A 17,770-nucleotide genomic window follows, 5' to 3' on the forward strand; every position below is an offset into this window, starting at 1 on the left:
CATCACGATGAAGCGGCTAGCAGCGGCACTGGCTCCGACGTTGATGGTGGCGCTCGCCGCCGTCTCGCACACCACGGCCCCGACCGCCACGGCGGCCTCCGACACCGGCGTCTCGTCGATCGCCGTCGATCCCGCGACCTCGATCGAGATGCACGTCAACGCCGACTGCGACCCCGGACAGAACCGGTGCTTCTTCAGGACGTCGGCAAACCTGTTGACCCCCAACGGCCCCACCGGGTTCCCGGGCGACACCTGGGCGCGTCAAACCATCACGCTGCGCAGCAACTCCCAGGACGTTTGGCAGGAGGCCTGGTACAGCGCGCCCGCCGGCATGCCCCGGGAACTCAAGGGCGCCAACCACGACAACGTGCTCTCACGCATGCTGAAGTCGATGCGCGACGTCGAGGTGTCGGTGACCTACTTCGGCGGCGGAGCGATCGAACGCTTCACCACCGACGGCGACTCGGTTCCGACGTCGTGGACGACCGGTCTGCCCGCGAAGGGCTCGCAGTTCATCGTTTGCTCGCAGATCCAGGTGGTCTATGCCGGGGTCAACCTGACGACACCGTCGGCCTGTGCGCAGACACAGTTTGACTAGACCAGGTTCGACTAGACCGGGTTCCCGGATGCGCTCCAGCGCAGGCTCGCACCGTCAGGGCCGACCACGACGGTCTCGCCGTTGAGCACCGCATCCGCGGCGAGATCGGCGATGGCATCAGGTGCGGCGTCGGGATTGGCGAGCGCGATCTTGCGCCCGATCTCGTTGTTGTAGAGGTCCATCGCGCGGCTCGCGCGATTGTTGCCGGCCGTACCCTCGTGCGCCGAGGTGAATCGGGATGCCCAGTCGGACCCGAATCTCAGGGCCAGCAGTGCGCTGCCGTAGGCGTGCCGGAACGCGTCTGTCTCGTTGTCGACCTGCCGGCCATCGCTCGGCGGAAAACGTCGCACCGCTTCGTCGCTCGCCCGGTCCCGGATCTCACGGATCTCCGGGATCCGCGCCGGGTCCGCCAGCAGCATCTGCATTTCAGTGTGCGTCAGTTCTTCGGCGCCAACCTCGTCGCGCCTCGCCGCGCCACCCGGATCGTCGCGCACTTGGTAGTGCGCCAGAATCTGGTTCAGGCGCTCGCGGCCGCCAGGTCCCGGAGTCACCGCGGCAGGCCGAGCAACCGCTCCCCCGCCATCGTCAGCAGGATCTGCTCGGTGCCGCCGGCGATGGTCAGGCACCGGGTGTTCAGGAAGTCGTGCACCTGTTGGTTCTCGACCGCACCGGCCCCCTCGGACAGGTCCATCCGGAACTCCGCCAGCGCCTGTCGGTACCGGACCCCGATCAGCTTGCGGGCGCTGGCCTGCGGACCAGGATCCTGACCTTCGACGGCGCGCTGTGCGATGCGCTGGTCCAGCAGTGAGCCGACCTGCGCGGTGACGATCAACTGGCCGAGCTGATCCTGTTGCGCCGCATCGATTCCCGCCTCGGCGACGACACGCAGCAGTTCTTCCATCGGATTGCCCAGCGCGGTGCCCTGCGCCATCGCGACGCGCTCGTTGGCCAGCGTGGTGCGCGCGAGCCGCCAACCGTCGTTGACCTGTCCGACCACGAACTCGTCGGGCACGAACACGTCGTCGAAGAACACCTCGTTGAACAGTTCGTCGCCGGTGATCTCCCGCAGCGGCCGGATCACGATGCCCGGGCTCGTCATGTCGATCAGGAAGTACGTGATGCCCTTGTGTTTGCGCGCATCGGGGTCGGTGCGGGCGAGGCACACACCCCAGTGCGCCTTCTGCGCCGCAGAGGTCCACACCTTCTGGCCGGTGAGCCTCCAGCCCGAGACTTTCGCACCGCTCGCGGATTCGCCTTCTGCCCGAACGGCTTTCATCCTCAGTGCGGCAAGGTCCGATCCGGCACCCGGCTCACTGAACAGCTGGCACCAGAGCAGGTCACCGCGCAGCGTGGCAGGCACGAACTGCTCGATGAGCTCGGGGCTGCCGTGCTCGAGGATCGTCGGCACCGCCCACCAACCGATGACCAGGTCGGGCCGCACCACACCCGCGGCGGCCAGCTCCTGGTCGATCAGCAGCTGCTCGGCCGGACCGGCGGCGCGCCCGTAGGGCTTGGGCCAGTGCGGCGCCAGCAGCCCGGTCTCGGCCAGCACCGCTTGCCTCTTGTCCTCCGGCGCCGCGGCGGCTTCGGCGGCCGCAGAGGCGATCTCGGGCCGCAGATCGGCCACCGAGGCCAGGTCGATGTGCAGGTCCCTGCGCACCCCGCCCTGGGTCAGATCCACCACCCGGCGCAGCCACCGCGACCGTCCGCCGAGGAACTGCGCGATTCCATAGGCGCGGCGCAGGTACAGATGCGCGTCGTGCTCCCACGTGATGCCGATGCCGCCGAGCACCTGGATGCAGTCCTTGGCGTTCGCCTTGGCGGCCTCGATACCCACCGATGCGGCAAGCGCCGCCGCGATCGACAGCTGTGCGTCATCGCCGTCGGGGTCCGATTCCGTTGCGGCGCGGGCGGCGTCGGCCGCCGACACGGACGCCTGCTCGGACCGCAGCAGCATCTCGGCGCACATGTGTTTGATGGCCTGGAAGCTGCCGATCGGTTTGCCGAACTGCTCCCGCACCTTCGCGTACTCGGTCGCGGTGGTCAGCAGCCACCGCGCCAGGCCCGCGGCCTCGGCGGCCAGCAGCGTCGCTGTCAGGTCGACGACGCGCTGCGCCGGCACGGCCAGCGCCTCGGCGTTCGCGTTCTCGAGGGTCACCCGGGCCAGCGGGCGGGAGAAGTCGGTGGCCTTGAGCGCCTCGACGGTCACCCCGTCGGCGGAGGCGTCCACGAGCAGCCAACTCCGCCCCGCGGGCAGCAGCAGCACCCCGGACGCGTCGGCACCCAACACATACGGCGCCGATCCGGAGACCCGCCCGTCGGCGTAGGTCAGGTCGGCGTCGAGCGCCACACCCGCGGTGCGCTGACCCGTCGCCAGCGCGTCCAGCAGTTCGGCATGCGCAGCTCCGAGCACCAGCGTCGCGAGTGCGGTGGTGGCCACTGGACCTGGCACCATCGCGGCGGCGGCCTCGTCGACCATCGCGGCCAGATCGGACACCGTGCCGTCGGCGCCACCGAGGTCCTCGGGAAGTGCGACGCCGAAGATCCCTAGTTCGGCCAGGCTGCCGTACGGACCCCGCCACGCGTCGGCCTGTCCGTGCTCGACATCGCGCGCCGCCTCCACGGATCCGGACGAGGCAGCCCAGCTCCGGACCAGTTCGCGGGCGTCCGACTGATCGTCGGTCACGGTCGCCGAGGGAGATGCGGGCACTGGGTCTCCTAGCGTTTGGGTAGGAAGACGGCGCTTCCCATTAGAACGTGTTCTAATAGTGCCAGCGTCGGACCGTCAAGTCGACCGGCCTAACAGCTGCACACGTCGCGTGACATGCGGCACGGAGATGAGGGAATCAGGACTGGAATGCGTATCGTTTCCACCGAGAACGCATCACGAAGGAGCCTCGCGTCGCATGTCTGGTTCGGCTGATATGGCCTCGGGACGAGACGCTGCCAAGCCAGGGTCCGACTCCCGTCCCCGCCAGGTCATGAATGTCGCGGTGCTCTCCGAGTCCGAACTAGGCTCCGAGGCCCAGCGCGAACGGCGCAAGCGCATCCTCGATGCCACGCTCGCGATCGCGTCCAAAGGCGGCTACGAGGCCGTCCAGATGCGCGCGGTCGCCGAACGCGCCGATGTCGCGGTCGGCACGCTCTACCGGTACTTCCCGTCGAAGGTGCACCTGCTGGTCTCGGCGCTCGGCCGGGAGTTCGAACGCATCGACGCCAAGACCGACCGCGCGTCGCTGGCCGCCGGGAACACGCCCTACGAGCGGCTCAACATCATGGTCAGCAAGCTGAACCGGGCGATGCAGCGCAACCCGCTGCTGACCGAGGCCATGACCCGCGCATTCGTGTTCGCCGATGCGTCGGCCGCCGGCGAGGTCGACCACGTCGGCAAGCTGATGGACTCGATGTTCGCCCGCGCGATGAGCGAGGGCGAGCCGACCGAGGACCAGTACCACATCGCGCGGGTGATCTCCGATGTGTGGCTGTCCAACCTGCTGGCCTGGCTCACCCGCCGGGCGTCGGCCACCGACGTCGCCAAACGCCTCGACCTGGCGGTGCGACTGCTCATCGGGGACGGCGAACAGCCTAAGATCTAGGCCGTGAGCGCCCTTCCGCCCGAGCTCGAATCCGCGCTCGCCGTGGCGGCGCGCACCGCCCGCCTGCTCGTCGCATCCGACTTCGACGGCACGCTGGCGCCGATCGTCAACAACCCCGAAGACGCCCGCCCGCTGCCGGGCGCCGCCGAGGCCCTCGTCGACCTGGCAGCCCTACCGTCCACGGAATCCGCGCTGATCTCCGGGCGCGCCCTCGCGACGCTGCGGGAACTCTCGTCGGCGCCGTCGGCGGTGCATCTGGTCGGCAGCCACGGGGCCGAATTCGAATCCGGGTTCTCCCGCGACATCGACCGTGACCTGCTGAAGGTCATCACCGATGCGCTGCACGAAATCGCCGCCGACAAGCCGGGCGTCGCCGTCGAGACCAAGCCGGCCAGCGTCGCGCTGCACGTACGCAACGCGTCACCGTCCGACGGCGAAGCGGCCCTGACAGCCGCATGGGACGCCGCGACGGCGTGGGATGCGCACATCACCACCGGCAAAGCCGTTCTCGAGTTCGCCGTGGTGGCGACCGACAAAGGCGAGGCGCTCGACACCCTGCGCGCCGAGTTCGGGGCGACAGCCGTGGTGTTCTTCGGCGACGACGTCACCGACGAGAAAGCCTTTGTCCGGCTTGGTGATTCGGATGTGGGAGTGAAGGTGGGGCCGGGCGAGACCGCGGCCCGCTACCGCGTCGAGTCCCCGGCCGACGTCGCGACCGCGGTGCGCTTCCTCGCCGACGCGCGCGGCTAACCCGGCGGCCCCGAGGTCCGGCCGCGCACCACCTCGGTATCGAGGATCTCGATGACCGGAAGACCGTCGCGGGGCGGGTTGTGCAGCAGTTCACCTGCGCGACGGCCTTTTTCGACGCCCGGCTGGACGACGGTGGTCAGCCCGCGCTGCCGCGCCTCGGGCACCCCGTCGAATCCGGTGACGGTGATCTGCCCGGGCACGTAGATGCCGCGGGCTCGCAGATGATCCATCGCCGACAACGCCAAGACGTCGGCGGTGCACATCAGCGCGGTGATCCTCGGGTTGTGCTCGAGCGCCACCTCCGCTGCCGCGCCGCCGGAGGTGGGCAGATGGTGGTAACTCTCCACCACGGTCAACGTTGCCGGGTCGAGGCCCGCGGCCTCCATCGCGTCGGACACACCGCGGATACGCTCGCTCTGCACATGAAAATGCGGGGTCCGCACCCGGTCGGGGTCGGCCAGCGCGGGGCGCGGGCCGTGGGGCCAGTCGCGGCCCAACCGCATCGTCAGCAGCCCGATCTCGCGGTGGCCGAGTTCGATGACGTGCTCGGCCAGCCGGCGCATCGCGGCGCGGTCGTCGATGCCGACCCGGGAGGCACCCTGCACGTCCATCGGCTGATCGACGACCACGACCGGAAGGTGACGTTCCAGAACGGCCGGAAGATACGGGTCGTCGTCGGAGGCCGAGTACACGACGAATCCGTCGACTCCCGCGGCGAGCACCGCGGCCGAGCCCTCGGCGACGCTGCGGTTCGGCCCGACCGACACCAGCAGCAGGCCCTGCCCGGCCGCCTCACACGACTCGGCAAGCCCGGCAACGAAATCCAGGGCGGCGGGGTCGCTGAACGAGTAGTTCAGCGGTTCGGTGAGCACCAGCCCGACCGCACCGGCCTTGCGCGTGCGCAGCGAGCGCGCAACCGGATCCGGACCGGGGTACCCGAGCCGCTTGGCGGTCGAGAGCACCCGTTCGCGCAGTTCCGCCGACAGCTGGTCGGGCCGGTTGTAGGCGTTGGAGACGGTGGTGCGGGAAACCTTGAGCTCCGCGGCAAGGGAGGCCAGGGTCGCACGCCGTCGTGGCGTCGGACTCCTGGGCATGCTCCCCGAGGTTAGTGCATGGGTTCCGTGCCGGCCGCCCGCGCCGCGGGCGTGGCGCCCCGGCTGCGCCGTGGGCGTGGCGCCCGGATGCCGACCCAGACCGCCAGCCACACCGCGCACGCGATCGAGACGATCACGAAGCTCGGCGGCAAATTGAACATCGCCGACAGCGTCAGCCCGGCCCAGACCGACACGAGGCCGATGCCCGCGGAGAACGCCATCGCCAGCACCGGGCGCGCGGTGACCATCAGTGCCGTCGCCGCAGGAGTCACCACCAGAGCGAACAGCAGCAGCGTCCCCACGGCTTGCACCGCCATGGTCACGGTCAGCCCGAGCAGCACCATGAACGCGATGGACAGACCGCGGACCGGAACACCTTTGGCCTCAGCGACTTTGCTGTTGACCGAGGTGAACAGCAAGGGCCTGAACATGAACGCGATGGACAGCGCGGTGACCAGCAGCAGCACGAAGAACGACAACAGCTGTTGCGAGCTGATCGCCAGCAGGTTGCCGAACAGCACGTTGGTCAGCGTCGAGGAGTTCTTGGTCGCCAGCGAGTTGAAGAACAGTCCCAATCCGGTCGCGAACGCGAGCACCGTGCCGGTGGCGACCTCGCGATCCGCGGCCCGCTTACCCAGCGCGCCAATGACGAGCGCTCCCCCGATACAGAACACGCCGAGACCGACCGCGACCGGCACCCCGACGAGCACCGCGCCGGTGGCCCCCGGCAGCCCGATGTGGGCCAGCGCGTGCGTCGCGAACGCGGTCTGGCGCACCACGATGAAGTACCCCATCAGGCCTGCGGCCAGCGCGACGATCGTTCCGCCCAGCCAGGCGTTGCGCATGAACGACGACCCCAGGATGTGCAGCCAGTTGTCCTGGTAGCCCAGCGCGAGCAGCGTCTCGGTCATCCCTGGCTCTTCATGTACAGCTCGCCCTGCAGGGTGTAGGCCACCTGGATGGTGGTGCCGTACATGTGTGTCAGCAGCTCCGAGTCGACGACCTTGTCCAGCGGGGCATGGTGGGCGTGCCCATCGAGCAGATAGATCGCGCTGTCCAGGACACCGAGCAGCGGATTGAGGTCGTGGGCGACCACGAGCACGGTGACCCCGAGTTCCTTCTTGAGCCGGGCCAGCACGCCGACGATCTCGTGCTGGCTGCGCACGTCCAGGGAGGCCAACGGCTCGTCGAGGATCAGCAGCCGCGGCCTGGCCACCAGCGCGGCAGCCAGCGCGATGCGCTGCCGCTGCCCGCCCGACAGGTCCGACAGGCGGCGGTCGGCGACTGCCAGCGCATCCACCCACCCCAGGGCTTCCTCGACGCGACGCCGCTCCGCGGCGCTGGTGCGCCCGAAGCCCCAGCGGTGTCCGGTCAGGCCCAGCAGCACCGCGTCGCGCGCCCGGATCGCCTCATTGGCGTCGGCGTCGTAGTGCTGTGGCACGTAGCCGATTTCGTCGTTGGCCGCGCCCGGAACGCGACCGAAGACCCGCACCGTGCCCGACGCAGGCGGCACCAGCCCCAGGATCACGTGCAGCAGGGTGGTCTTACCGGAACCGTTGGGGCCGATGACCGCGACGAAACGGCCCGGGTCGACGCTGAACGTCGACTCCGACCAGACGAGTCGGCCGCCGCGTTCGGCGCTGACGTCCTCGAAGGTCAGTGCCGCGACGGACTCAGGCGCCGACACCGAGCGCCCTGGCCAAGGAATCCAGTTGTCCCACCTGCCAATCCTGGAACGACTCGGCCCCCGGCGGCAACGTTTCGGTGACCTCGACGACCGGGATGCCGGCCTGTTCGGCCGCCGCGCGGATCTGCTCGGGGACCGAACCCTCGGTCTGGACGTTGTAGATCAGCACGTCGACACCGCGGTCCGCCAGCAGGGTCAGGAACGCGTCGAGGTCGGCAGGCGACGGCTCGCCCTCGTTGTTCGAAGCGACCTGATAGCCCTGCGGGGTCCTGTTGACCAGCCCCAGCGCGGCGGCCATGTCGTCGAAGACACCCTCGACGGCGGCGTAGCGCTTGCCCGCCGCGCCTGTTCTGATCGCCGCGACAGCGTCGTCGTAACGCTGCATGGAGGCGGCGAACTCGGCGCGCCGTTCGGTGAAATAGCCTGCCGAGTCGGCGGAGAGCTCGGACAACTTCGCGGTGACCGCATCGGCGACCGCGGTCACCACGTCCGGGCGGTACCAGACGTGCGGGTTGACCGAATGGTCATGATCGTCATGGGCAGGGTCGTCATGGTCGTGATCGTCATGGTCGTCGGCGTGACCGCCGGCCAGGTCCACGGCGTTGACGACCGCGGCGTCCGGCGCGGAGGTCTCGGCCAGTTTGGTCGCCCACTCGTCGTAATGGCCGCCGTTCACCACGACCAGCTGCGCGCCCTCGAAGGCGACGGCGTCCGACGGTGCGGGCTCGAAATCGTGCGGATCGACCGACGACCCGGCCAGCACGGTGGTGACCTCGGTGCACGCGCCGCCCAGCTGCGACACGATGTCCCCCCACTGGTCGACGCTGACGACGACGTCGAGCGGCGAGACGGGGCAGTCGCCCTGCGCGGGCGTCCGATCGCCGGCGCCGGAGTTCTCCGTACCCCCGCAGGCCGCAGCCATCAGCGACAACGATGCGGCGATTCCGACGAACGTACGGGATTTGCGGGTCGATCCGATCACCGCGCAACGATAACCGTTTTCATTACCATGTGCACATCGGGGAGTTCAGTGTCACTGCATTTATTGAAAACGACTGCCATCACAATCAGCGGTTTCGCGCAGCCCAGAGTCCATTAGGGTGAAGTCCCGGGGGGAAGGGTCGCGTGACGAGTTCCAAGGCTTCGAGTGGGCGCGAGAAGCGCCGGGTGGTTCAGCGGTGGTGGAACCAGCCCGACCAGTTCGATTGGCTCAGCGGTTACCTGCACGCGCGCGGACTCGCCCCCGCGACCCGAAGACTCGTCGCCGTCATCTCCGCGGCCCTGGTGCTGATGGCATTCGGGGTGCTGGGTTCACGCGGGCACCCCACCGTCCTGACCTATGTCGTCAGCGCCGCCGCGCTGGTGGTCGGCATCGGCTATGCGACGCTGTGGCTGCGACGCTGGCCCACCAGGCGGCAGTCACTGCTGATGGGCGTCATCGGTGCGACGTTGATCGCAATCGGATCGGCGATGCAGACCGAACCGGTGATCGCGTTGATGGGCTGCACCGGCCTGGCCGTGACCGGCGGCTACCTCGCGTTCTTCCACAACACCCGCGCGGTGATGTTCAACCTCGCCGTCGCCGCCGTCGTCGGCACCTACTGCACGCTGCGACTCTTCGAGATGCACCAGGACGAGGTCAGCGCGATCGCCGGTTTCTGGCTGGTCGTCGAGCTGAACTTCGCGGTTCCGCTGGCGATCCAGACGGTGGTGCGGACCATGGGTGCCGACGTCGTGCGCTCCGACCACGACGCGCTGACCGGCCTGCTGAACCGGCGCGCGTTCTACGAGCGGGCACGCTCGATACTGAGGGAGCCCCGCACCGGCGAGGATCTGGTCGTCGTGATGGTCGATCTCGACCACTTCAAGCACCTCAACGACACCTACGGCCACCTCGCCGGAGACCAGGCGCTCACCGCCGTCGGGTGGGCGCTGCGCAAAGCGAGTCCGGGATCGGCGATCATCGGGCGCACGGGCGGTGAGGAATTCCTCGTCATCGACGTCCTGCCTGCCGAGGAGGCCGTCGAACTTCCCGCCGCGCTGTGCCGGGCCATCGATGCCCTGCCTCATCCGGTCACCGCCAGCGCGGGGGCGGCGATCGTGGAGTCCCACCCGATCCCCGACGCCGCCGCGGCGATCGAGACCCTGATCGGAGCCGCGGATTCCGCGATGTATCAGGCCAAACGGGCAGGCGGAAACCGGGCACTGGCCCAGCGCGCCGCCGAGTTGTTCCGCAGCTGACCCGTCATTCTCCGGTGGCGACCGGTCTTGTCGGATCCGCCGACCACTGCGACCACGATCCCGGGAACAACCGGGCGTCGACGTCACATGCCCGCAGCGCGGCGACCGTCACCGCGGCCGTCACTCCCGAACCGCAGTACACCGCGACGTCCTCGGTCCCGATCCGGTCGAGCAAGCCGGTCAGTTCGGGGCCGGGCAGGAGCGTGCCGTCCGCGGCGAGCAGCGATGTGCTCGGCACGTTCGCCGCGCCCGGGATGTGACCGGCCACCGGATCGACCGGCTCGGTCTCCCCGCGGAATCGTTGCGGGGCGCGCGCGTCGAGCACCACCCCGGCGAACCCGGCGACCTCATCGGCGGTCAGGGTCGGCAGGGCGCCGTCGTACAGATCCGGAAACCGCACCGTGACGTCGCCGGGCGGCGGGGTCACCGGGCCGGATTCGAGCGCGCCCCCGCCGGCGGTCCACGCGCCGAGCCCGCCGTCGAGAATCCGGACGTCCTCGATCCCGGCCGCGGTCAGCACCCACCAGGCCCTGGCTGAGCCGGCCCGGTTCCAGTCGTCGTACACGACGGTCGGCACACCGTCGCGCAGTCCCCACCGGCGGGCGGCCTCCTGCACCGCGACTCCCGTCGGCAACGGGTGCCTGCCGCGACCTCCCACGCTGTGGTCGGTCAGCTCGTCGTCGAGCGAGACGTAGACCGCACCGGGCACGTGGCCGCGCTCGTGCGCGTCGCGACCGTCGGGCGCCGTCAACTCCCAGCGCACGTCCAGGATCGCGACGGGCGCGCCCTCGGCGAGCATCCGGGACAGCTCGGCGGCGGTGATGAACACATCTGAGCGCGACATCTGACCATGGTCGCATCGGTGCGCCTGCCGCTGCCGCTCACCGCACTAGGGTGGGGCCATGACGTCCGTCGACCTCAACGCCGACCTCGGCGAGGGGTTCGGCGTGTGGACGCTCGGCGACGACGACGCGATGCTCGACATCGTCACCTCTGCCAACGTCGCGTGCGGTTTCCACGCAGGCGACCCGGCGAACCTGGCCGCGGTGTGCCGTGCCGCCGCCAAGCGTGGCGTCCGCGTCGGCGCCCAGGTCAGCTACCGCGACCTGGCAGGCTTCGGCAGACGCTTCATCGACGTCAGCAGCGAGGATCTGACCGCCGACGTGATGTATCAGATCGGCGCTCTCCAGGCGCTTGCACGCGCCGCGGGGACCGCCGTCTCCTACGTCAAACCACATGGGGCGCTGTACAACTCGATCGTGACCAACCGCCACCAGGCGCAGGCCGTCGCCGACGCGGTACATGCCGTCGACCCGTCGCTGCCGGTCCTCGGCCTGGCTGGCTCGGTATTCTTCGGCGCCGCAGACGAACTCGGGCTACGCACGGTGCCCGAGGCGTTCGCCGACCGCGCCTACCGGCCCGACGGCCAGCTGGTGTCGCGGCGCGAACGCAATTCGGTTCTGCACGATGTCGACGAGATCGCCGATCGGGTGATCTCGATGGTCACCAAGGGCCGAGTGGACGCCGTCGACGGATCCACGATCCCGGTCACGGTCAGTTCGGTTTGCGTGCACGGGGATTCACCCGGGGCGGTGCAGATCGCGACCGCGGTGCGCGCGCGACTGGTCGACGCCGGTGTCACGTTGACGCCGTTCAGCTGACCCCGGCCTCGGCATTGGCGGTGCGCACCACGCTGTCGAGCAGGCCCGGCATCGCCGCGTCCACCTCGGCCCGGCGCAGCTTCTGGTGGGTGAGCCCGTCGATGACCAGCCGCTCGGTCAGGCCCGCATCGCGCAGCGTCTTGAAGTGATGCGTGGCCGTCGACTTGTTGATGCCGTCGTAGAGCGCGCCGCACTGCACTGCCGACCCGGCGTTGTACAGCCGGCGGACGATCTCCAGACGGACCGGGTCGTGCAACGCGGCGAGCACCTGCTGCACCGGGGCGACACCCTGCTCCGGCCCTGCCACCTGCACGTCGTCGGCCATGGGAATAACCCTCGTCTTATCCGGTTTGATCTACGTCGAACCCAGCGTACGGTCGATCGGGTTCGAGGACGTCGAAACGACTGTCATGACGCACGACTGGAGGTGACACCGCATGGTCGCGCTCGAGCGCTCGATCGGAGAGACACAGCGGTGGGCCTACCCACTGCTGCTGGTTCTCAGCGGCGTGGCCCTCGGAGTCTCGGGGCTGCCCGCCCCGCTGTACGGCATCTACGAGTCGAATTGGCACTTGTCGCCGCTGGCCACCACGATCGTGTTCGCGGTCTACGCGATCGCCGCGCTCGGGGCGGTTCTGGTGTCGGGCAAGATCTCCGACGTCGTCGGCCGTAAGCCCGTCCTGGTCGGGGCGCTGATCGCGCTGCTGGTCGGGCTCGGGGTGTTCCTGATCGCCGACAGCATGGCGCTGCTGCTGCTCGCACGCACCATCCACGGCGCCGCGGTCGGTTCGATCGTCGTCGCCGGGGCGGCCGCCCTGCTGGACCTTCGCCCCGACCACGGCGTGCGGGCCGGCCAACTCAGCGGCGTCGCGTTCAACATCGGGATGACCGTCGCCATCCTCGGCTCGGCACTGCTGGCCCAATACGCACCGCACCCGCTGCGCACGCCGTACGCGGTGGTCGCGGTCATCTGCCTGATCGTCGGCGTCGGCGTCCTCGCGCTGCGCGAACCGCACACCGAGCGCACCCGCGGCCCGATCCGGATCGCCCGGCCGGCCGTACCCGCCGAGATCCGCGCCGACTTCTGGTTCTCCGCACTCGGCGCGATGGCGTCCTGGTCCGTGCTGGGCGTGCTGCTGTCGCTGTATCCGTCGCTGGCCGCCCGCCAGACCCACATCGACAACCTCGTCTTCGGCGGCGCGGTGGTCGGCACCACGGCCTTCGCCGCGGCGCTGGCCCAGCTGGCCGCCACCCGGGTCCCCGCGCGATACGCGGCGATCATCGGTGACGCCGGCATGGCCGTCGCATTGCTGGTGACCATCCCGGTGCTGCTGACCCACCAGTGGCAGCTGGTGTTCGTCGCCGCCGCGCTGCTCGGCGCGACGTTCGGGCTGGGTTTCGGCGGCTCACTGCGACACCTGTCCGACGTGGTGCCCGCGGGCAGGCGCGGCGAGACGATGTCGGCGTTCTACCTGCTGGCGTACTCGTCGATGGCGGTGCCCACGCTGGTCGCCGGCTGGGCCGCGACTCGGTGGGACATCGCGTCGGTGTTCCCGTGGTTCGCCGGCACGGTGGCGGCGGCCTGCCTGGGCGCCGCGCTCGCCGGGCGGCGCAGTGTGCGGGCGGCACGCACTGCTTAAAGTGGCGAGATGCGCCTCAAGCACGGGCGGCCCGATCTCGCCGCCTACGCACGGTTCTTCGACCTGGCACCGGCGGCGCCGTCGGCGCCGGTGACGGTGTCGTGGGCCGGGGTCACCACCCTGCTGATCGAGGACGGCTCCTCCGCCGTGATGACCGACGGATTCTTCAGCCGCCCAAACCATTTCAGGGTCGCAACACGGCCCCTGGCGCCGTCGGACACGCGGGTCTCGGCCGCGCTGCGCCGGCTCGGGGTGGAGCAGCTCGACGTCGTGACCCCGCTGCACACCCACTACGACCACGCGCTGGACTCCGCCGAGGTGGCCCGCCGCACCGGCGCCCTGCTGCTCGGTGGGCGGTCGACCGAGAATCTCGGCCGCGGATACGGCCTGAACCGGGTCGAGGTCGCCGCCCCCGGAGTACCCGTGAGCGCCGGATCCTTCGACATCACGCTGATCGAGGGTGCGCACTGCCCACCGGACCGGTTCCCCGGCGCGATCACCGAGCCCGTGACTCCCCCGGCGCGTGCGTCGGCATACCGCTGCGGGGAGGCGTGGTCGACGCTGGTCCGCCACCGTCCGACGGGACGCTCCCTGCTCGCCGTCGGCAGCGCCGGTTTCGTCCCGGGCGCGCTGGCGGGCTACACCGCCGACGTCGTGTATCTCGGGGTGGGAGGCCTCGGGCTGCACCCCGAACGCTATGCCGTCGACTACTGGACCGCGACGGTGCGGACCGTGGGCGCCCGCCACGTGGTGCTGTTCCACTGGGACGACTTCTTCCGGCCGCTGGACAAGCCGCTGCGGGCGTTGCCGTTCGCCGCCGACGACCTCGACGTGTCCATGCGGATCCTGAGCCGGCTCGCCGGCGAGGACGGTATCGCGCTGCACCTACCGACGCTGTGGCAGCCGGCGGACCCGTGGCGCTGATCCTCTCGGTTGCCGCGCTGGCCGCGGTGCTCGGGTTCGCGCTGCTGCGCCCGCACCGCTGGCCCGAGGCGGTGGTCGCGGTGCCCGCCGCGAGTCTGCTCATCGCGGCGGGCGCGATCTCCTGGGACGATGCCGTCGAGCAGGTCGCCGGCCTCGCCCCCGTGGTCGGATTCCTCGCCGCGGTTCTCGTGCTGGCCCGGTTGTGCGACGACATCGGGCTGTTCCACGCCGCGGGCACGCTGATGGCGCGGGCCACTGCGGGAGGCCAGAACCGTTTGCTGGCTTCGGTGTTCGCGATTTCCGCGGCGGTGACCGCGGTGCTGAGCCTGGACGCCACCGTGGTGCTACTGACCCCCGTGGTGCTGGCGACTGCGCGCGTGTTGTCGGTTCCGGCCCGCCCGCACGCCTATGCGACGGCGCACATGGCCAACAGCGCGTCGCTGCTGCTTCCGGTGTCCAACCTGACCAACCTGCTGGCATTCAGCGCGGCCGGGCTGTCCTTCCTGCACTTCACCGCGGCGATGACGCTACCGTGGATCGCCGCGATCGCCGTCGAGTTCCTGCTGTTGCGTTGGCTTTTCGCCAAGGACCTGGCGGTGGCCCCGCGGCCGCGGACCGCCCCGGAGCCGGTGGAGATCCCGGTGTTCGCGCTCGTCGTCGTCGGGCTCACACTGGCCGGGTTCGCCGTGACATCGCTGCTCGGCCATTCGCCGGCCTGGGCGGCACTGGCGGGTGCGGTGGTCCTCGGGGTGCGGGCACTGGCGACCCGGCGCACCACCGTCCCGAAAATACTGGCGGCGCTGGATGTTCCGTTCCTGGCGTTCGTGCTGTGCCTGGGTGTGGTGGTCGACTCGGCGATGCGCAACGGCCTGGAACCGGCGATGCACCGGATCATCCCCGACGGGACCGGGCTGGTGGCGCTGCTCGGCATCGCCGCGGTCGCGGCCGTGCTGTCCAACATGGTGAACAACCTTCCCGCCGTGCTGGTGCTGTTGCCGCTGGTGACCGCCGCGGGACCGGCGGCGGTGCTGGCGGTGCTGATCGGGGTCAACATCGGGCCCAACCTCACCTACGTGGGATCATTGGCGAACCTGTTGTGGCGCAGCGTGGTTCGGCGTGACCTGAAAGCGGGGTTCGCCGAGTTCAGCCGGGTGGGGCTGATCACCACCCCGGTGGCCCTGATCGCCGCCGTACTCGGCCTGTGGGCGTGGATCCAGTTGGTGGGGCTCTAGCCGGCCCGGCGCTGACGGGCGATCTCGGCGAGCACCACGCCCGCGGCGACGGAGGCGTTCAGCGACTCCGTCGGGCCCGCCATCGGGATCGACACGATGTGGTCGCAGTTCTCCCGCACCAGCCGCGACAGCCCCTTGCCCTCGGATCCGACCACGACCACCATCGGTGCGGTGCCGTCGATCTCGTCGATGACGGTGTCACCGCCCGCGTCGAGGCCGACCACCAGCAGCCCGGCGTCGGCGTACTGCTTGAGCGTGCGGTTGAGGTTGGTCGCGCGCGCGACGGGAGTCCTGGCCGCCGCACCCGCGCTGGTGCGCCACGCGACCGCGGTGACCGATGCCGACCTGCGTTGGGGCAGCACGACGCCGTGGCCACCGAAAGCCGAGACCGAACGCACGATCGCACCCAGGTTGCGCGGATCGGAGATGTTGTCGAGGGCGACCAGAAGTGCAGGCGCCGCATCGGATTTCGCGTCCCGCAGCAGATCGTCGGGGTGCGCGTAGTCATACGGCGGGACCTGCAGTGCGATGCCCTGATGCAGGCCGTTGGCTGCGATCCGGTCCAGATCGTGTCGCGGCACCTCCAGAATCGAGATGCCTCTGTCGGCGGCCATCTGCACCGACTCGGTGAGGCGCTCGTCGGAGTCGGTGCCCAGCGCGACGTACAGCGCCGTCGCGGGCACACCCGCACGCAGGCATTCGACCACCGGGTTGCGGCCGAGCACGATCTCGGTGTCGTCGGTCTTCTTGTGTCTGCCCTGTGCCTGACGCGCCGCCTTGGCCGCCCGCTTGCCGGCGGGGTGGTGCGGACGTTCGTGGGCGGGCGGGGTCGCGCCGCGGCCCTCAAGCCCCCGGCGACGTACGCCCCCGGATCCGACGGTGGGCCCCTTCTTGGTGCCTGCCTTGCGGACCGCTCCGCGCCGCTGCGAGTTTCCTGCCATTACTTGTCCGCTCCGTCCACCAGTGACCATTGCGGACCGTCGGCGGTGTCGGTCACTTCGATACCCGCCTCCTTGAGGCGGTCGCGGATGGCGTCGGCCTCCGCCCAGTCCCTGTTGGCCCGGGCTTCCTCCCGGCGCCGCACCTCGGCATGCACCAGCACATCCACCGCGGCCAGCGCCGCCGACGTCTCGTCGCGGCTCTCCCAGCGCTCGTCGAGCGGGTCCGCACCGAGAATGCCCATCATCGCGCGGATCGACATCGCATGGCTCAGCGCGCTCTCGTGGTCGCCGGCGTCGAGCGCCCGGTTCCCCTCGGCACGCGCGGCGTGCACCTCGGCCAGCGCAGCCGGCACCGCGAGGTCGTCGTCGAGCGCCGCGCCGAACTTCGGCGTCCACTCCCCCGGAACCACCGCACCGACGCGCACCCGCACCCGCTGCAGGAAATCCTCGACGCCGCTGTAGGCCCTCGCGGCGTCCTGCAGCGCGTTCTCGGAGAACTCCAGCATCGAGCGGTAATGCGCGCTGCCCAGGTAGTAGCGCAGCTCGGCGGCCCGAACCCGTTGCAGCACAGCAGGAATCGCCAGCACATTGCCCAGCGACTTGCTCATCTTCTCGCCACCCATGGTGACCCAGCCGTTGTGCAGCCAGAACCGGGCGAAGCCGTCACCGGCGGCCTCGGCCTGAGCGATCTCGTTCTCGTGGTGCGGGAACACCAGATCCATACCGCCGGCGTGGATGTCGAACTCGGACCCCAGGTAGCACTCGCACATCGCCACGCATTCGGTGTGCCAGCCGGGACGGCCCCGGCCCCACGGCGTCGGCCACGACGGCTCACCCGGTTTCGCGCCCTTCCACAGCGTGAAGTCGCGCTGATCGCGTTTACCGGTCGCGACGCCCTCACCCTGGTGGACGTCGTCGATACGGTGACCCGAGAGCTTGCCGTAGTCGGGCAGGGTCGAGACGTCGAAGTAGACGTCACCGTCGCCGGTGTAGGCGTGACCGCGCTCGATGAGCCGCTCGATCAACTCCACCATCTGCGTGATGTGCCCGGTGGCGCGTGGCTCCGCAGACGGCGGCAGCACGCCCAGCGCGTCGTAGGCGGCCGTAAACGCCCGCTCGTAGGTCGCGGCCCACTCCCACCACGGACGGCCGGCGTCGGCGGCCTTGTTGAGGATCTTGTCGTCGATATCGGTGACGTTGCGGATGAACGCGACGTCCAGGCCCTTGGCGGTCAGCCAGCGCCGCAGCACGTCGAACGCGACACCACTGCGGACATGCCCGATATGCGGCAGGCCCTGCACCGTGGCGCCACAGAGGTAGATCGAGACATGGCCGGGCCGCAGTGGCGCGAAATCGCGCACACCGCCAGACAAAGTGTCATAGAGCCGCATGACAGCTGCGGGGCG

The 17,770-nt window shown here is 69.9% G+C and carries 18 protein-coding genes; 8 read left to right on the forward strand and 10 right to left on the reverse strand.

All coding sequences use genetic code 11. The features are described 5' to 3' along the window. The first annotated feature begins 7 nt into the window (after nt 1-7). Nucleotides 8-598 (forward strand): hypothetical protein, encoded by a 591-nt coding sequence (locus BST38_RS04225; RefSeq protein ID WP_083141989.1) that lies wholly within the window; start codon nt 8-10, stop codon nt 596-598. Between the two features lie 11 nt (nt 599-609). On the opposite strand, the gene BST38_RS04230 is transcribed toward BST38_RS04225, so the two are convergent. Together BST38_RS04230 and BST38_RS04235 are read right to left on the reverse strand one after the other, a co-directional pair. After that, entirely contained in the window at nt 610-1,149 is a 540-nt protein-coding gene (locus BST38_RS04230; RefSeq protein WP_083141990.1) for a DUF6973 domain-containing protein, read from the reverse strand. Continuing rightward, complete coding sequence (locus BST38_RS04235; RefSeq protein WP_083141991.1) at nt 1,146-3,308, reverse strand: acyl-CoA dehydrogenase family protein; 2,163 nt, start codon at nt 3,306-3,308, stop codon at nt 1,146-1,148. The genes BST38_RS04230 and BST38_RS04235 overlap by 4 nt, the downstream gene beginning before the upstream one ends. 196 nt (nt 3,309-3,504) lie before the next feature. On the opposite strand from BST38_RS04235, the gene kstR reads away from it, so the two are divergent. Then, on the forward strand, nt 3,505-4,194 hold the full coding sequence (gene kstR, locus BST38_RS04240) for a cholesterol catabolism transcriptional regulator KstR (protein ID WP_083141992.1): 690 nt from the start codon (nt 3,505-3,507) through the stop codon (nt 4,192-4,194). A 3-nt stretch (nt 4,195-4,197) separates the two neighbouring features. After that, the gene (otsB, locus tag BST38_RS04245) at nt 4,198-4,944 is read left to right on the forward strand and encodes a trehalose-phosphatase (protein WP_083141993.1); all 747 of its coding nucleotides are present in this window, start codon (nt 4,198-4,200) and stop codon (nt 4,942-4,944) included. Here otsB and BST38_RS04250 read toward each other — a convergent pair. Genes BST38_RS04250 through BST38_RS04265 form a run of 4 tightly spaced genes read right to left on the reverse strand, consistent with a single transcriptional unit; the run spans nt 4,941 to nt 8,647 of the window. After that, nucleotides 4,941-6,038 (reverse strand): Rv3575c family transcriptional regulator, encoded by a 1,098-nt coding sequence (locus tag BST38_RS04250; RefSeq protein ID WP_083141994.1) that lies wholly within the window; start codon nt 6,036-6,038, stop codon nt 4,941-4,943. The two genes, otsB and BST38_RS04250, sit on opposite strands and share 4 nt — an antisense overlap. A gap of 11 nt (nt 6,039-6,049) precedes the next feature. Beyond that, nucleotides 6,050-6,949, reverse strand: a complete 900-nt coding sequence (locus tag BST38_RS04255; RefSeq protein WP_083141995.1) for a metal ABC transporter permease — start codon at nt 6,947-6,949, stop codon at nt 6,050-6,052. Further along, nucleotides 6,946-7,725, reverse strand: a complete 780-nt coding sequence (locus BST38_RS04260; RefSeq protein WP_083141996.1) for a metal ABC transporter ATP-binding protein — start codon at nt 7,723-7,725, stop codon at nt 6,946-6,948. The genes BST38_RS04255 and BST38_RS04260 overlap by 4 nt, the downstream gene beginning before the upstream one ends. Continuing rightward, nucleotides 7,712-8,647 (reverse strand): metal ABC transporter solute-binding protein, Zn/Mn family, encoded by a 936-nt coding sequence (locus tag BST38_RS04265; protein WP_083142107.1) that lies wholly within the window; start codon nt 8,645-8,647, stop codon nt 7,712-7,714. Before BST38_RS04265 ends, BST38_RS04260 begins: the two co-directional genes overlap by 14 nt. A 203-nt stretch (nt 8,648-8,850) precedes the next feature. Here BST38_RS04265 and BST38_RS04270 point away from each other — a divergent pair, with 203 nt between their 5' ends. Next, on the forward strand, nt 8,851-9,966 hold the full coding sequence (locus tag BST38_RS04270; protein ID WP_083141997.1) for a GGDEF domain-containing protein: 1,116 nt from the start codon (nt 8,851-8,853) through the stop codon (nt 9,964-9,966). 4 nt (nt 9,967-9,970) lie between these two features. Here the strand turns inward: BST38_RS04270 and BST38_RS04275 are convergent, their stop codons facing one another. Next, a complete protein-coding gene (locus BST38_RS04275; protein WP_083141998.1) occupies nt 9,971-10,810 on the reverse strand; it encodes a sulfurtransferase in 840 nt (279 codons plus the stop codon). 58 nt (nt 10,811-10,868) lie between these two features. Between BST38_RS04275 and BST38_RS04280 the strand changes: the two genes are divergently transcribed. Continuing rightward, nucleotides 10,869-11,627: a LamB/YcsF family protein gene (locus BST38_RS04280; RefSeq protein ID WP_083141999.1), complete on the forward strand. Its 759-nt coding sequence runs from the start codon at nt 10,869-10,871 to the stop codon at nt 11,625-11,627. Here BST38_RS04280 and BST38_RS04285 read toward each other — a convergent pair. After that, nucleotides 11,620-11,952, reverse strand: coding sequence for an ArsR/SmtB family transcription factor (locus BST38_RS04285; RefSeq protein ID WP_083142000.1), 333 nt, complete (start codon nt 11,950-11,952; stop codon nt 11,620-11,622). The genes BST38_RS04280 and BST38_RS04285 overlap by 8 nt on opposite strands. 112 nt (nt 11,953-12,064) lie before the next feature. Here BST38_RS04285 and BST38_RS04290 point away from each other — a divergent pair, with 112 nt between their 5' ends. The 3 genes from BST38_RS04290 to BST38_RS04300 are packed head-to-tail and all read left to right on the forward strand — an operon-like array spanning nt 12,065 to nt 15,423. Continuing rightward, the gene (locus BST38_RS04290) at nt 12,065-13,267 is read left to right on the forward strand and encodes an MFS transporter (protein WP_083142001.1); all 1,203 of its coding nucleotides are present in this window, start codon (nt 12,065-12,067) and stop codon (nt 13,265-13,267) included. Nucleotides 13,268-13,276: 9 nt separating this feature from the next. After that, nucleotides 13,277-14,191 carry an MBL fold metallo-hydrolase gene (locus BST38_RS04295; RefSeq protein WP_083142002.1) on the forward strand — a complete coding sequence of 305 codons (915 nt, stop codon included), beginning with the start codon at nt 13,277-13,279 and terminating at the stop codon, nt 14,189-14,191. Beyond that, entirely contained in the window at nt 14,182-15,423 is a 1,242-nt protein-coding gene (locus BST38_RS04300) for an SLC13 family permease (RefSeq protein WP_083142108.1), read from the forward strand. Before BST38_RS04295 ends, BST38_RS04300 begins: the two co-directional genes overlap by 10 nt. Here the strand turns inward: BST38_RS04300 and rlmB are convergent. Both rlmB and cysS read right to left on the reverse strand, forming a co-directional pair. Continuing rightward, nucleotides 15,420-16,364: a 23S rRNA (guanosine(2251)-2'-O)-methyltransferase RlmB gene (gene rlmB, locus BST38_RS04305; RefSeq protein WP_083142003.1), complete on the reverse strand. Its 945-nt coding sequence runs from the start codon at nt 16,362-16,364 to the stop codon at nt 15,420-15,422. The genes BST38_RS04300 and rlmB overlap by 4 nt on opposite strands. Then, nucleotides 16,364-17,755 carry a cysteine--tRNA ligase gene (gene cysS / locus BST38_RS04310; protein ID WP_083142004.1) on the reverse strand — a complete coding sequence of 464 codons (1,392 nt, stop codon included), beginning with the start codon at nt 17,753-17,755 and terminating at the stop codon, nt 16,364-16,366. Before cysS ends, rlmB begins: the two co-directional genes overlap by 1 nt. Nucleotides 17,756-17,770: the final 15 nt, after the last annotated feature.

It is taken from the genome of Mycolicibacterium parafortuitum (assembly GCF_002086815.1).
In the GTDB taxonomy this organism is placed as follows: domain Bacteria; phylum Actinomycetota; class Actinomycetes; order Mycobacteriales; family Mycobacteriaceae; genus Mycobacterium; species Mycobacterium parafortuitum.